Below are 14,354 nucleotides of genomic sequence, written 5' to 3'. Positions count from 1 at the left end.
AGTCTTCGAATCTGTCTGTCAATGAGCCGGTCGAGCGTCCAAGAGCAACTTGGACAGTCGGGTCGGGTTCAGTGGTGTCGAGTTGAGCGAGACACCAAAGGGCCGCAAGGCATCTGCGACCGCGTTCGTGATGGCAGCGGGGGCGCCAATGGTGCCGCCTTCGGCCATGCCCTTGAAGCCGCCGGGGACCGTGGGGTCGGGCGAGGTCATGTGGAAGAGCCGGGCGCGAGGCATGTCGCGAGCGGTGGGGACGTGGTAGTCCAGCAGTGATCCCGTGAGCAGATGACCATCCGCGTCGTAGGTGATCTCCTCGAAGATCGTTCCGGCGATGCCTTGGGCAAGGCCCCCGCGGAGCTGGCCGTCGACGAGGGCTGGGTTGATGATCACTCCGCAGTCGTGGACGATCACGTAGTCGAGGAAGCGGATTTGACCGGTGTCGGCGTCCACCTCGACCGTGACGGCATGGGCCTGAGTTGCCACCGTTCCGTGGCGCATCGCCTTCCCTTCGACGTCAGGCTTCCGGTCGATCGAAGGGGGCTCGAAGAAGGCGTTGGCCTCGAGGCCCGGCTCCATCCCATCGGGCAAGTGGGACCGTCCGGCGTACGCCGCGAAGACGAGGTCCTGGTACGCGACGACCTTTCCGGTGGGCACGTGCTCAACGCCTCCGCTGATCCAGCGGATGTCGGCAACCTCACCCTCGACGATGTGCGCGGCAATGGCGCACAGCTTCGCTTTGACCTTCTCGCACGCCAGGATCGCTGCGCCGCCGGCCACCACCGACGAACGGCTCCCCCAAGCGCCGAGTCCGTAGGGCGCGGCCGCGGTGTCGCTGTGGCGGATCGTCACCATGTCCGGGTGGACGTCAAGTGCGTCAGCGACGACCTGGGCGAAAGAAGTCTCGTGGCCCTGCCCCTGCGGCGCGGTTCCGACGAGCGCTGTGACGCTGCGGTCGGGCTCGATCCGAATGGTGCAGGAGTCTTCGCCGCCGAAGGCGCCGATCATCCCGAAGTAGCTCGGCACGGCCGTCTCCGCGAAGGCGACCATACCGAAGCCGATGTACCGGCCTTGTTCCCGCGCCTCGGCCTGGCGCTGTTCGAAGGAGGCGTAGTCGGCCTCGCGCAGCGCCATCTCCAGCGGCTCGGTGAGGCTTCCCGAACGCATCCGGACCCCGGTCGCGGCACGGTAGGGCAGGTCCTCTGGCGAGACGAGGTTGCGCCGCCGGACTTCGGCCCGGTCGATGCCGAGCTTCTCGGCGATCAGGTCCATCGATCGCTCGACCACGAAGACGCGCATGTTGTTGCCGAAGCCGCGGTAGGCCCCTGACGGCGCCTTGTTGGTCACGACGCAGCGGTAGTGGTAGCCGTAGGCCTGCGCCTTGAGTCCCAGGGGCATTCCGCCCGCCAGCACGAGGGTCGAGCCATAGCTCGAGGGGTAGGCCAGGCCGGAGCCGACGTCGACGACGATCTCGGCGCGGACTCCGGTGATGACGCCCGCAGAGGTAACGGCGAGCTGGACCGCGACCTGCTTGTCGCGCGACTGGGTGGTTGCCGCGAGGTGCTCGTACATGTTCTCGCGCCACTTGACCGGCCGGCCCAAGAGCCGGGCGAGCGCGGGGACGAGCATCTCCTCGCGGTGCAGCTGATACTTCGCCCCGAAGCCGCCGCCGACATCCGGCGCGATGACGCGGATCGTGCTCTCGGGCATCTTGAGCACGTGGCCCATGAGGGTGCGGAGGAGATGCGGGGTCTGGGTGGAGGACCAGACCTCGAGGTTGGTGCCGTCGTAGCGGGCGACGGTGGCCCGGAGCTCCAGGGGCAGAGCCGTCTGTCGCTGCAGCTGGTAGGTCTCGGTAAGGACCAGGTCCGCGTCGGCGAACGCCTGGTCGACGTCGCCGAAGTTGGCGGAGCGCTCCCCCAGGACGTTGTTGTCCCAGTCGTCGTAGAGCAGGGTGGCGTCCTCAGCGAGGGCCTGGTCTGGGGTGATGACCGGCGGTAGCTGCTCGTAGAAGATCTCGATGTGGTCCAGGGCATCCTCAGCGATGCCCACGTCCTCGGCTACGACGGCGACCACGGGCTCGCCCTCGAACCGCACCCGGTCGACAGCGAGCGGCAGGTAGCTGATCGCCCGCAGGTGGGCGAGGTTGTCCGGGTTCGGGATCGGCGCTACCAGTGACCGCAGGTCCTCGCCGGTCAGGACCGCAATGACGCCGGGCAGCTGCTTGGCCGCTTCGAGGTCGTAGCCCGTGATGCGGGCGTGCGGGTAGGGGCTGCGCAGGATCTGGAGAAAGGCCATGTCCGGCAGGTAGATGTCGTCGACGTACTGGCCCTTGCCTTGGATCAGGCGCAGGTCCTCCTTGCGGGGCATGGGACGACCGACCCACTTCTGCTCCGTCATGCCGGCTCGCCCCCGATCCGCGATGCGACATCGAGGACGGCGTTGACGATCGGCTCGTAGCCGGTGCAGCGACACAGATTGCCGCTGATGCCTTCCCGAACGTCCTCTTCCGAGGGACAGGGGTGACGCTCGAGGAGCGCACAGGCGCTGAGGATCATCCCCGGCGTGCAGAACCCGCACTGGAGACCGAAGTGGTCGCGGAAGGCCTGCTGCATCGGGTGTAGCTGCCCATCGTGTGCCAGTCCCTCGATCGTGGTGACCTGGGTGTCTCGCGCCTGGTGGGCGAGCACGATGCATGACTTCGCGGGCCGCCCGTCGATGAGCACCGTGCAAGCTCCGCAGATGCCCTGCTCACAGGAGAGGTGGACGCCGGTGAGCCTGAGCCGATCCCGCAGGACGTCGGAGAGGCGCTCGCGGGGTTCGACGCCGTCGAGCCGGACCTCGATGTCGTTGACGACAAGGCTGAGCTCAGTGCTCATCACTGTTCCTCCCATTCATCGCCATGCGCAGTGCGCTGGTGACCTGTATGGCGGCGGCTCGCTTGCGGTAGTCCGCCGGCGCGTGGAGGTCGTGCATGGGTTCTGCCGCGGCCTCGGAGAGAGCTGCGGCATGCGCGATGGCCTCGTCGTCGACGGGCCGTCCGACAAGGTTCGTCTCGGCGTCCAGAACGCGGATGGGGGTGGAGGACGCGCCCCCCACCGCGATTCGAGCTGACGTGCAGAGGTCGCCCCTCATCTCGAGCACCGCCGCCGCAATGACGATCGGGAAGTCGCAACCACGGAACTTGAGCTCGGAGAATCCCCAGCGAACCTGACGAGCGAGGGTCGGGTAGCGAACCGAGGTGAGGATCTCGTCCTCGGCAAGGTGGGTCTCGAGGTAGGACGAGAAGAGCTCGGTGCCCTCGATGCGACGCGAACCCCGGGTGCTCTCGACGTGGACGCTGCCATCGAGGGCCAGCAGGCACACGCACAGCTCGGAGAACGAGCTGCCGAGGGCCAGGCTTCCTCCCAGAGTTCCTCGGGACCTGGTCTGCGGTTGTCCGACGAAGCCAGCGGCGTAGCCCAGGAGGCCTAGAGTCTGGGCGATCGGCTGCGAGGTCTCGAGCTCCTCATGGCGGGTCATGGATCCGATGACCAGCTCGTCGTCCGAGGCGGTGATCGAGCGAAGCTCGGCGATCCCGCCCAGGTCGATGAGGCGGTCGGGGCGCGCGATCCGCATGTTCAGCATCGGCATCAGAGACTGGCCGCCGGCCAGGATCAGCGCGTCGTCACCCTGGTCGCCGATGAGGGCGACCGCCTCGGTGAGGGTCTGCGGGGTCTCGAGGGAGAAAGGGGCAGGTCGCACGGCTCAGGCACCTCGTCCCCAGTCGCGCAATCGGCAGGCCTGAAGACCGAGCCGGCGAGGCGAGCAGCTAGAGCTTGACATGTGAACCCCTTTCCTTGCCTATCGTATAACGTATACAAGCTACGAATCAAGAGCTAACTGGGCGCCGATGTGCCGGGGCCCAGGGCCCCGGCACCCCGACCTTCAGCCGTGCTGGGGCCGGCCCACCAGCCGCGACAGCGCCACAGCGATGACCAGCGAGGCGCCGTAGAAGACCGAGGAGATCCAGCCGGAGTAGCCGAGCAGCTCGAGGCCGGTGATGCCTGAGACGAGGAAGTAGACCGCCACGAACGTGCCGGCGGCGTTGTAGCGCCCGGGCGTGAAGGCTGTGACGCCCAAGAACACGCTGGCGAGCCCGGGAAGGAGCAGGATCGGCCCCGAGTTGGGGTCAGCCGATCCGAGCAGGCCGACCAGAAGGACTCCGCCGATCGCCGCGACGAACCCCGCGGCCACGAAAGCTCCGACCTTGAGTCGGTCCACGCGCAGACCCGCGAGTCTTGCGACGTTCGCGCCAGCACCGACGAAGTAGAGGTGGCGCCCGATCGGCGTGAAGGTGAGGACGTAAGCGACCGCGAGAGTCAGGCCGAGCGCGAAGTAGAACGACATCTGCAGACCGAAGACCTGGAAGCGCACGACGTTCACAAGCTCCTCGGAAACTCCGATGACCGGCAGGCTCTGGATGCCGAGTGCGGCACCGCCAAGCAGCGTGCCCATGCCTAGGGTCACGACAATCGAGTCGAGCTTCATCCCGACAACGAGCAGACCGTTCATGAGCCCGATCAGGCTGCCGGCAAGGACGGCGGCGATCACGGAGGGCACGATGGGCCATCCGTGCACGACGTTGAGCCAACCGACCAGGACATTGCTCAGACCGAGCACCCCAGCCAGCGACAGGTCGAGCTCACCCGCGATCAGCGGGATCATGAAGGCGATGGCCAAGGTCAGGATGACTGACTGGGAGCTCAGGATCGTCTGGAAGTTGCGGATCGTCCCGAAGGATTCCGGCAGGATCACTGAGAACACCGCGATGATGGCGATCCAGGCCCCCAGCAGTCCAAAGCGCTGCGCGTAGTCACGGACGGCGGGTCGCGCGAGGCGACGGGCACGGACGGAGACGGCGCCCCCGGCGTTGGCCTCGACATTGGTGTTGTTGGTCATGAGTTCCTCCGGGAGGGTCCGTAGCAGAGTTCGAGGATCCGGTCGTGGGTCAGGTCAGCCCCGCTGAGTTCAGCCGAGACCTCGCCGCGGTTGAGGACGAAGACCCGGTCGCAGAGGTGCGCCAGGTCCTGGTACTCCGTGCTGCACACCAGAACGGCGGCGCCCCGCTGTGCGACCTCCGAGAAGCGCCCCAGCAGCACCTGCCGCGTCCCGACATCCACACCCTGGGTCGGCTCATGGAGGACCAGGACGGACGGGTTCGACTCGAGGCAACGGGCAAGGACCAGCTTCTGCTGGTTGCCGCCGCTGAAGTACTGGGCGTTGAGCCGCGGGTTCGGCGGGCGTACCTCGAAGTCGTTGGCAAGCTCGGCGACGTGCTTGGTCTCGGCACGCCTGCGGAGCCAGCCCATCCGGAAGTGCTTGCGCAGCGTGGACAGCGTGACGTTCTCGGTCGCCGTAGCCACACCGACGAGGCCGTCCCGTGCACGGTTCGCCGGCACCACCGCGATCCCCCATCGGGCCGCCAGGCACGGCGTCATCTTGCGTGCGCTGACTCGATGCCCGTTGATCTCGAGCTCACCGGCGGTCGGCCTGGTCATCCCCACCAGGAGGTGGGGAAGGATATCGTGACCACTTCCCAACAAGCCTGTGAACCCGACGATCTCACCGGCGCGAGCCTCGAACGTCAGTCCGCCCAAGGTTCCGCCTGTCAGTCCGGCGACCTGAGCCACCACCTCACCCGGCTCCTCATGGGCAGAGGGGTAGAGGTCGTCCAGGCGGAAGCCAAGGATCAGCTCGGCAAGGCTGTCCGGCGTGAGAGAGGCGGTGTCATAGGTGCCGACGGCGCGTCCGTCCCGCAGCACGGTGACCCGATCGCTGATGACGCCGACCTCTTCCAGGTCGTGCGAGACGAACAAGACTCCGAAGCCTCGGGCAGCGGTCGCCCGGATGGCCGCGAAGAGCCGCTCGACCCCGTCTCTGGGCAGGTACGCCGTAGGCTCGTCAAGGACGAGGAGTCCGCGCTCGGCGTGGCGCAGGTCTGACGTCGCCCGCGCAATCGCGAGAAGGCTCCGGTCGACGGGTTCCAATGCGGCGAGGGGGGTGTCCGGGCCGACACCTTCGAGCCCGGCATCGCGCAGCATCGTGACAACCCGGGCCCGCTGTTTGCGCCAGCTGATCGGAGCGAGGCCGCGGCGCGCATAGCGCCCGGCGCAGAGGTTCTCCATCACAGTGGCCGACTCGTTCTGCGCCAGGTCCTGGTGCACGAACGCGACGGCGAGATGCGTCGCGGTGCCAGGCGAGATGGGGAGCTCCACGTCAGACCCGTTGATCTGCAACGACGCCCCTGGTTCAGGAGCATGGTACCCGGCGAGGGTCTTGATCCAGGTGGACTTGCCCGAGCCGTTCTGGCCCACAAGGGCGTGAACCTCGCCGGGCTGGACGACGATGTCGACGTTGTCCAGGACGAGGCGCTCGCCGTACTTCTTGGACCAGGCTGTCGCGCGCAGGATCGGCGGTGCCGTGTCCGCGGCGGCCGAAGAGCGAACTGATGTTGAACTCTCCACGTGCATATCAGTCGCCGACTCCCCCGAGCTGGGGGCGCTCGCTTGTCGCAGCGGCAATCCTGCGTCCGCTCCTCTTGAACTTGTAGCGCATCGCTCTCCTCCGGAACGCGGGTTCGCGCGGCCGCGCGAACTTGTCTGCATTCTGTATACGAGATACGTGTCACAAAGTCAATGGAGTCGAGGGTTGGCCGAACGGCTCACCGGAGCCGAAGGCGGCTCGCGAGAACCATCTCTTGTCAGATCAGACATCCACGTATACAGTATTCATTACACAACACACGACGTGGAGCTAGCGATGAATCGAATCCCCGACTTCGTCAACCGGCCCGAGATCTTCTCCGCCGTCTGCACCGAGCTGCTGGCGCTTGCCGCAGCCGAGGAGGACGAGGCCATCCAGGTCGCGCAGGCCACGCCGTACTGGTCCCAGCACCCCCGCTCCGTGACCGAGCACCGAGCAGCGGCCCACGCGCTGCGCTCGGAGGTGGAGAGGTTGCGCGCCGCGGCCCGCGACTTCTCGTCATCGCACGAAGCCAGCCCCCAGATGACTGAGTAGCCACCATGCGATCCAACGAGCATGCCGAGGTTCAGAGCGGCACAATCGCCCCAGTCCCCACGTGGCTGGTTTCGACGGCGCATGCCTACATGCAACGTGTCAGCGCCAAGGAGGGCATCAGACTTCCCTACGGCGTCCAGCACGCCCGGCAGGTCGGCAGCCGGCTCACTGCCTGTGGCCTCGCCGCAATCGGCTGGGAACTCTTCTGGGACCAATCGTTCCCCGACAGGAGCACGTCGCCGTGTCCCGAGTGCGTTCACGTCGTCGCCCGAACCGAGACCTACCCCCGCGGCTGGTTGCCGCCGAGCTGAGGAGTGATCCAGATGATTGATTGGGACTCACCCACGTGGGGCGGAGGCGTCACGTACGCCGCGAACGGCTCCTGGGTGGCCGACGCGCACACCGAGTCGGAGGCGGTCGACTCATGATCCCGTGGTGCGCTCTCATCGCGACCCTCAGCCTGAACTACGCACGACACCGACGAGGGAAGTCCACCCTGTGCTCGGTCACCCGCCGGCACGTTCCGGTGCAGACGCCCGAAGGTCGCGCCGCCGTGATCCTGGCGTGGAGCGTGCTCAGCGGCTGGCTGATCCCCCACCTGTGCTCCAAGCGCGTTCACACGCCGTAGGGATGAGCATTCGATCTCGTTGGCAGAGATCTGAACCAGCTCGCCCACCGGTTCACAGTAGAAAGTGCTGGGGGTTCGGCGCCGCACTTACGAGCGCACCAGCGGCCCGATGAGAACACCGGAGAACCCGATCCCGCTGGCCTCGTCACTCAGCTTCAAGAGTTCCTCAGTTGCGAGCAATCTATGTATACATGATACATTGCGGCTTCGCCTGCGAGCGTGGATGGAGACCGCTATGAATCAAGCCTTTCCGGGTCTGACAGAGGACCGCACGGACCGTCTCACCTCCCTCGAACCGGCCCTTGCTCTCGACTTGGTCAGGGTGACGCAGGCCGCCGCCATTGCCGCTCGCGGTTGGGTGGGACGAGGCGACAAGAACGCCGCTGACGGTGCCGCGGTTGCTGCGATGCGCGAGCGACTTCAGACAGTTGCTCTCTCTGGGGCGGTGGTTATTGGAGAGGGCGAGAAGGACGAAGCACCGATGCTGTTCAACGGCGAGCGTGTCGGGATCGGGGGCGATACGCCGGCATGCGACATCGCGGTTGACCCTGTCGACGGAACGCGTCTCACGGCGAACGGACTGGGAAATGCGCTGTCTGTACTTGCCGTGGCCGAACGGGGCTCCATGTACGACCCCTCCGCGGTGTTCTACATGGAAAAGCTAGTCGTGGGCCCGGAGGCAGCCGATGTCGTCGACATCACTGCGCCCGCCGGCGAGAACATCCGACGAGTCGCGCGGGCTACCGGACGCGCTCTCTCGGACGTCACGGTCGCACTGCTCGACCGACCACGACACCAAGCCCTTCTCGGCGACGTCCGCCGGTCCGGTGCTCGCGTGGCGCTCATCCCCGACGGTGATGTGGCTGCGGCCATGGCCGCGGCTCGCTGCGGCAGTGGCATCGACATGCTGCTCGGAATCGGCGGGACGCCCGAAGGAGTCCTCGCCGCCTGTGCCCTCCGCAGCCTCGGCGGAGTGATCCAGGCACGGCTCTGGCCCAGCGACGCGGCCGAGCGCCGGCGCGCCCTCAATGCCGGACATGACCTCTCCCGCGTCCTGACCACCGAGAACCTGGTGAGCGGGCGGGACGTCATCTTCGTCGCCACCGGAGTGACCGACGGAGACCTACTCCGCGGCGTCTCGCAGGAGGGGACCGCCGTCACGACTCACTCCGTGGTGATGCACTCGCGCACCCAGACGGTGGACTTCATGCAGTCAGTCACAAGAACACCAAGCTCACCGGAGCCGGAATGGAGAGGTCATGAGTGACACAACACCCGTGCCGTTGAAGCAGCTGTCGAGGGCGGGGGTCTCGATATGGCTCGACGACCTGTCCCGTGAACGGCTCACCAGCGGAAACCTCGCGGATCTGGTCCGCTCTGGCGCAGTCGTCGGGGTCACGACGAACCCCGCAATCTTCCACACGTCCTTGTCGCACGGAGCGGCCTACGAGAGCCAGCTCCACGAGCTCTCACTCATGGGCGCCAGTGTCGACGAGGCCGTTCGGTCGTTGACCGCCTTCGATGTGCGCTGGGCCTGTGATGTCCTGCGGGAGGTCTACGACCGCACCGACGGGGTCGACGGCAGAGTCTCGATCGAAGTCGACCCCAGGGTCGCGCACAACGCGGAGGCCACTGTTGCCGAGGCGAAGTCACTGTGGTGGCTCGTCGACCGGCCGAACGCGCTGATCAAGATCCCCGCAACCCGCGCAGGACTGAGTGCGATCACGAGCACTCTCGCCCAGGGCATCAGCGTGAACGTGACCCTGATCTTCTCATTGGACCGCTACCGCGAGGTCACCGAGGCGTTCCTCGAGGGACTCGAGCGCGCGCAGGCCAACGGCCACGACCTGAGCCAGATCATGTCCGTCGCATCCTTCTTCGTCTCCCGAGTCGACACCGAGATCGATGCCCGACTCGAGAAGCTCGAGCGATCCGACCTCGCTGGCCGTGCTGCGATCGCCAATGCCCGACTTGCCTACGCGGCGTTCGAGGAGGTCCTCAGCTCCGATCGCTGGAAGCGCCTCGCAGAGGCCGGCGCCAGACCGCAGCGACCGCTCTGGGCGTCCACCGGCGTCAAGAACCCGACGTACGACGACACTCGCTACGTCGTCGATCTGGTCGCCAGTGCGACCGTCAACACGATGCCCGAGGCGACCCTCGACGCCGTCGCAGATCACGGCCTCGTCACGGGCAACACCATTGCCGGCACCTACGAGGACGCTACCCGGCTCTTTGAGGAGCTTGCGGAAGCCGGCATCGACTACGACGACGTGGTCGCTGGCCTCGAGACTGCCGGCGTACGCCAGTTCGAGGATGCCTGGAACGACCTCCTCGCCCAGCTGCAGTGCCAGCTCGACTCCGAGCGCCAGGACGATGGACCGGCGTCATGAGGGATTGTTCGCCTCTGCACGAGCTGCCTAGTTGGCGCCTCCTCTACAAGCACCGGGAGCGCCTGTCGGGGTCGTCGCTCCGGGCGCTCTTCGTCGGGGATCCCGACCGTGCCGCGAGGTTCACCGCCGAGTCCGAAGGCCTTGTCCTGGACTACTCCAAGAATCGCATTGATGAGGAGGTACTCCTTGCGCTCCTCGCGCTCGCGGAGGAGCGGGGCCTCGGGCCGGCGACGGACGCGATGTTCTCGGGCGAGCACATCAACTCCACCGAAGACCGAGCCGTACTCCATGTAGCCCTCCGTTCGCAGCCCAGCGACCACATCGTCGTCGACGGCACCGACGTCGTACCGCTCGTCCGTGCGGAGCTGGATCACCTGGCCGCCTTCGCCGAGCAGGTCCGCTCCGGCGCCTGGCGAGGCCACACGGGAAAGCGGATCCGGACCGTGGTCAACATCGGGATCGGGGGCTCCGACCTCGGCCCCGCGATGGCCTATCAGGCACTGACGCCGTTCCGGCAACCGGGTCTCCAGGTGAAGTTCGTGTCGAACGTGGATGGAGCCGACCTCGAGGAAGCGGTCGCCGGCCTTGACCAGGCCGAGACACTCTACGTGGTGGTTTCCAAGACCTTCACCACCTCCGAGACGCTCACCAACGCCCGTTCTGCCCGGCAGATCCTGGTCGACGCCCTCGGTAGCGAAGAGGCAGTCAACCGGCACTTCGTCGCTGTGAGCACGGCCGAAGAGGAAGTCCGGGCCTTCGGCATCGACAGCAACAACATGTTCGGGTTCTGGGACTGGGTTGGCGGGCGCTACTCGGTCGGCTCCGCGGTCGGGCTGTCGCTGATGATCGCGATCGGACCCACGAACTTCCAACAGATGCTCGACGGCTTCCGGTCGATGGACGTGCACTTTCGGACGGCGCCGTACCACGAGAACCTGCCGGTGCTGATGGCGATGATCGGGATCTGGAACAACAACGTGCTGGGTGCCGAAACCCAGGCCGTCCTGCCGTACAGCCATCACCTCGCCCGCTTCCCGGCGTACCTCCAGCAGTTGGAAATGGAGAGCAACGGCAAGCGCATCGACCTCGAAGGCCGAGTGGTCGAGGTACAGACCTCCCCCATCGTCTGGGGAGAGCCCGGAACCAACGGGCAGCACGCCTTCTTCCAGCTCATCCATCAGGGGACCAGGCTCGTGCCCTGCGACTTCATCGGGTTCCTCCGGCCGAGCTCGGGCTCCGTCGAGCATCACGCCCAGCTGATGGCGAACTGCTTCGCCCAGACCGAGGCGCTCGCGTTCGGACGCACGTCGCGCGATCTCGCATCTCATCGAATCTTCCCCGGCAACCGGCCGACCAACACCCTCATCGCACCTGCCCTCACGCCGTACGTGCTGGGGCAGCTGATCGCGCTCTACGAGCACAAGACCTTCGTCCAGGGCGTGATCTGGGGTATCAACTCCTTCGACCAGTGGGGCGTTGAGCTCGGCAAGCAGCTCGCGACCGACATCGCAGGCGAGCTGAGCTCGACCGCTGACCCCGACCTTCACCACGACGCATCCACCAACGCACTGATCCAGCGTTACCGCCGGGCAGCCGCTTCACAGACCTCAGGAACCGCATGACTGCCACCATGGACACCCGGACCGCCCTTGAGTGGGGCCCTCTCGACCAGGGCGCGGTCGACGTGTCGCGCGCCCTGGCGATGGATGCCGTCGAGGCTGCCGGGTCGGGACACCCGGGCACCGCCATGAGCCTCGCGCCGCTCGCGTACGTCTTGTTCTCCAAGCTCCTGCGTCACGACCCGTCCGATCCCGAGTGGACTGGCCGGGACCGCTTCATCCTGTCATGCGGCCACTCGAGCATGACGCTCTACACGCAGCTGTATCTCTCTGGGTACGGGCTCACCCTCGACGACCTGGCGCGACTCCGCCAGTGGGGCTCGCCCACCGCTGCGCACCCCGAGCGCGGACACACCCCCGGCGTCGAGACCACAACCGGGCCGTTGGGCCAAGGCATTGCGAACGGCATCGGTATGGCAATGGCTGGGCGGCGCACACGTGGCCTGCTCGACCCAGAGGCCCGTCCCGGCGAGAGCGTCTTCGACCACACCATCTGGATCGTCGCTTCGGACGGAGACCTTCAAGAGGGCGTCAGCGCCGAGGCGTCGTCCCTCGCCGGGCATCAGCGCCTGGGCAACGTCGTGCTTGTGTGGGACGACAACCGCATCTCCATCGAGGGCGACACCACATCGGCGTTCAGCGAGGATGTCGAAGCCAGGTACGCCGCCTACGGCTGGCATGTGCAATATGTCGAAGATGCTGAGGACGTCGTCGCACTGCACGCCGCGTTGGTGGCTGCCCAGAACGAAGTGGATCGACCTTCGCTTATCCGCATGCGCTCGGTCATCGCGTATCCCGCCCCCAACGCCCGCAACACCGCCGCCGCGCACGGCTCCGCACTGGGTGCCGCTGAGGTCGCCGCGACGAAGGCCCTTCTTGGGCTCGACCCGGACAAGAACTTCGACGTACCGCCGGAGATCCTCGAGCACACGCGCTTGTCGCTGAGCCGGGGTCGGGCGCTGCGGGAGAGCTGGACCGCCCGTTACGACGACTGGGCTTCAACCAATCCTGCCGGTCATGCTCTTCACGACCGCCTGCTCGCGCGACAGCTGCCCAAGGGTTGGGAGTCAGCCATCCCGACGTTCGCTCCCAGCCCTCACGGGCTTGCCACTCGCCAGGCCTCGGGCACGGTTCTCTCCGCCTTGGCCGACACGCTTCCCGAGCTCTGGGGAGGCTCCGCCGACCTGGCCGGGAGCAACAACACGACGATGCAGGGAGCCACGTCGTTCCTCCCCCGTGGGAACGCCTACCCGGGAGCTGACCCGTACGGACGCACGCTCCACTTCGGCATCCGCGAGCACGCCATGGGCGCGACCATGAACGGCATCGCTCTGCACGGCGGACTCCGCGTATACGGCGGCACCTTCCTGGTGTTCAGCGACTACATGCGGCCGGCGGTTCGACTGGCTGCTCTGATGAAACTGCCCGTCACCTACATCTGGACGCACGACTCGATCGGCCTCGGCGAGGACGGCCCGACCCACCAACCGATCGAACACTTGGCCTCGCTGCGTGCGATCCCGGGCCTGGACGTCGTACGTCCCGCGGACGCCAACGAGACGGCCATTGCCTGGCGGACGATCCTCGAACGAAACGACCGACCAGCCGGACTATGCCTCACTCGGCAGAACGTGCCCACGTTGTGCCGAACCGACCTGGCCAGCGCAGAGGGCACGGCACGTGGCGGTTACATCCTGTCCGACTCCGATTCGGCGCCGCGGATGATCCTGATCGCCACGGGATCCGAGGTGCACATCGCGTTGCGCGCCAAGGAGCGCCTCGACGCCGAGGGCATCCCGACCCGCGTCGTGTCGATGCCCTGCATCGAGTGGTTCCGGGAGCAGTCCGCTGAGTATCGTGACGCCGTCCTGCCACCGGAGGTGACCGCGAGGGTCTCGATCGAAGCCGGTGTCGCGGCGCCGTGGCACGAGTGGGTCGGCAGCGTGGGTGCCTGCGTATCGCTTGAGCACTTCGGCGCCAGCGCGCCGTACAAAGTCCTCTACGAGCAGTTCGGGCTGACCGCGAATCGCCTGGTGCAGACCGCCCATCAGCTCCTGGCACTCGAGCAATGACCAGACACCCTTGGTGACGTCCCGATCCGCGCTCGGTCGCAACGGGCGCGCCCAGCCTGACAACTGTTCCATTTGTCACAAACGGCAGCGAGCACGGGGCGTCACCGGCTTGTTTGCCGCCTTCGACACGGTGTCCAACGTGATGGCCACGATTCGGAGCAGATCGGCAGTCCGGCGCAGCTGAGCCACTGACCTCCAAGGGCGGCGCTACGTGAGCCAGGACGGAGGCTCATTGGACGCAGGCCGCTTGGCTGCGTAGCCATCGCCGGGCGTGGACCGTCGGCCCGACGCCGCGTTCTCTCGAGAGGTCGAGCCGGCCCCTCGTCCCATCGTCGCGGGATGAGTGCGCGCACCATGGTGTGGATGCTGAGGGTGCCGAGCTTGATCGAGTCCCACGAGGCGAGTCCCGCGATCCTCTGCTATCACCGCGGCTGGCCTGCGGCTTCTGCGAGGAGCAGCGCGAGCGCGAGGAGGCCTCCGGCCGTGCGCCACCCTGGGCGGAGGCGTGCGAACTCGAGCGATGAGTCGATTTGAGGGGGCGCAGAGCTGGAGGGAGCGGTGATCGAACGCCGTGATGGAGATGACCGGTGAC

12 protein-coding genes are annotated in these 14,354 nt (G+C 66.7%); 7 read left to right on the top strand and 5 right to left on the bottom strand.

Annotated features, from left to right (window positions below; translation table 11 throughout):
- Positions 1-18: 18 nt before the first annotated feature.
- From ACYQ1K_RS26545 to ACYQ1K_RS26525, 5 genes are all read right to left on the bottom strand, one after another.
- Positions 19-2,394, bottom strand: a complete 2,376-nt coding sequence (locus tag ACYQ1K_RS26545) for a xanthine dehydrogenase family protein molybdopterin-binding subunit (RefSeq protein ID WP_459986607.1) — start codon at positions 2,392-2,394, stop codon at positions 19-21.
- A complete protein-coding gene (locus ACYQ1K_RS26540; RefSeq protein ID WP_459986605.1) occupies positions 2,391-2,873 on the bottom strand; it encodes a (2Fe-2S)-binding protein in 483 nt (160 codons plus the stop codon). The genes ACYQ1K_RS26545 and ACYQ1K_RS26540 overlap by 4 nt, the downstream gene beginning before the upstream one ends.
- A complete protein-coding gene (locus ACYQ1K_RS26535) occupies positions 2,863-3,738 on the bottom strand; it encodes an FAD binding domain-containing protein (protein WP_459986603.1) in 876 nt (291 codons plus the stop codon). The genes ACYQ1K_RS26540 and ACYQ1K_RS26535 overlap by 11 nt, the downstream gene beginning before the upstream one ends.
- Before the next feature lie 183 nt (positions 3,739-3,921).
- Positions 3,922-4,935 carry an ABC transporter permease gene (locus ACYQ1K_RS26530; protein ID WP_459986602.1) on the bottom strand — a complete coding sequence of 338 codons (1,014 nt, stop codon included), beginning with the start codon at positions 4,933-4,935 and terminating at the stop codon, positions 3,922-3,924.
- Positions 4,932-6,500 carry a sugar ABC transporter ATP-binding protein gene (locus ACYQ1K_RS26525; RefSeq protein ID WP_459986600.1) on the bottom strand — a complete coding sequence of 523 codons (1,569 nt, stop codon included), beginning with the start codon at positions 6,498-6,500 and terminating at the stop codon, positions 4,932-4,934. Before ACYQ1K_RS26525 ends, ACYQ1K_RS26530 begins: the two co-directional genes overlap by 4 nt.
- A gap of 295 nt (positions 6,501-6,795) precedes the next feature.
- Between ACYQ1K_RS26525 and ACYQ1K_RS26520 the strand changes: the two genes are divergently transcribed.
- The 7 genes from ACYQ1K_RS26520 (at position 6,796) to tkt (ending at position 13,762) form a co-directional block, all read left to right on the top strand.
- On the top strand, positions 6,796-7,053 hold the full coding sequence (locus ACYQ1K_RS26520) for a hypothetical protein (protein WP_459986599.1): 258 nt from the start codon (positions 6,796-6,798) through the stop codon (positions 7,051-7,053).
- A 5-nt stretch (positions 7,054-7,058) separates the two neighbouring features.
- Positions 7,059-7,364 (top strand): hypothetical protein, encoded by a 306-nt coding sequence (locus ACYQ1K_RS26515; RefSeq protein WP_459986598.1) that lies wholly within the window; start codon positions 7,059-7,061, stop codon positions 7,362-7,364.
- Positions 7,365-7,477: 113 nt separating this feature from the next.
- Positions 7,478-7,681, top strand: coding sequence for a hypothetical protein (locus ACYQ1K_RS26510; RefSeq protein ID WP_459986596.1), 204 nt, complete (start codon positions 7,478-7,480; stop codon positions 7,679-7,681).
- A 235-nt stretch (positions 7,682-7,916) separates the two neighbouring features.
- Entirely contained in the window at positions 7,917-8,948 is a 1,032-nt protein-coding gene (gene glpX / locus ACYQ1K_RS26505) for a class II fructose-bisphosphatase (protein WP_459986594.1), read from the top strand.
- Positions 8,941-10,071 (top strand): transaldolase, encoded by a 1,131-nt coding sequence (tal, locus tag ACYQ1K_RS26500; protein ID WP_459986592.1) that lies wholly within the window; start codon positions 8,941-8,943, stop codon positions 10,069-10,071. The genes glpX and tal overlap by 8 nt, the downstream gene beginning before the upstream one ends.
- Positions 10,068-11,693, top strand: coding sequence for a glucose-6-phosphate isomerase (pgi, locus tag ACYQ1K_RS26495; RefSeq protein ID WP_459986591.1), 1,626 nt, complete (start codon positions 10,068-10,070; stop codon positions 11,691-11,693). The genes tal and pgi overlap by 4 nt, the downstream gene beginning before the upstream one ends.
- Positions 11,690-13,762 (top strand): transketolase, encoded by a 2,073-nt coding sequence (gene tkt, locus ACYQ1K_RS26490; RefSeq protein ID WP_459986589.1) that lies wholly within the window; start codon positions 11,690-11,692, stop codon positions 13,760-13,762. Before pgi ends, tkt begins: the two co-directional genes overlap by 4 nt.
- Positions 13,763-14,354: the final 592 nt, after the last annotated feature.

The sequence above is a fragment of the Nocardioides sp. AN3 genome, from assembly GCF_054653495.1.
This window is presented reverse-complemented; position numbering and strand designations above follow the sequence as displayed.

What these genes read in the sequence shown, in the direction of transcription:
- ACYQ1K_RS26520 (WP_459986599.1), top strand. Translation starts at nt 6,796, where the DNA reads ATGAATCGAATCCCCGACTTCGTCAACCGGCCCGAGATCTTCTCCGCC.
- ACYQ1K_RS26530 (WP_459986602.1), bottom strand. Translation starts at nt 4,935, where the DNA reads ATGACCAACAACACCAATGTCGAGGCCAACGCCGGGGGCGCCGTCTCC.
- ACYQ1K_RS26540 (WP_459986605.1), bottom strand. Translation starts at nt 2,873, where the DNA reads ATGAGCACTGAGCTCAGCCTTGTCGTCAACGACATCGAGGTCCGGCTC.
- ACYQ1K_RS26545 (WP_459986607.1), bottom strand. Translation starts at nt 2,394, where the DNA reads ATGACGGAGCAGAAGTGGGTCGGTCGTCCCATGCCCCGCAAGGAGGAC.
- glpX (WP_459986594.1), top strand. Translation starts at nt 7,917, where the DNA reads ATGAATCAAGCCTTTCCGGGTCTGACAGAGGACCGCACGGACCGTCTC.
- ACYQ1K_RS26510 (WP_459986596.1), top strand. Translation starts at nt 7,478, where the DNA reads ATGATCCCGTGGTGCGCTCTCATCGCGACCCTCAGCCTGAACTACGCA.
- tkt (WP_459986589.1), top strand. Translation starts at nt 11,690, where the DNA reads ATGACTGCCACCATGGACACCCGGACCGCCCTTGAGTGGGGCCCTCTC.
- ACYQ1K_RS26515 (WP_459986598.1), top strand. Translation starts at nt 7,059, where the DNA reads ATGCGATCCAACGAGCATGCCGAGGTTCAGAGCGGCACAATCGCCCCA.
- pgi (WP_459986591.1), top strand. Translation starts at nt 10,068, where the DNA reads ATGAGGGATTGTTCGCCTCTGCACGAGCTGCCTAGTTGGCGCCTCCTC.
- tal (WP_459986592.1), top strand. Translation starts at nt 8,941, where the DNA reads ATGAGTGACACAACACCCGTGCCGTTGAAGCAGCTGTCGAGGGCGGGG.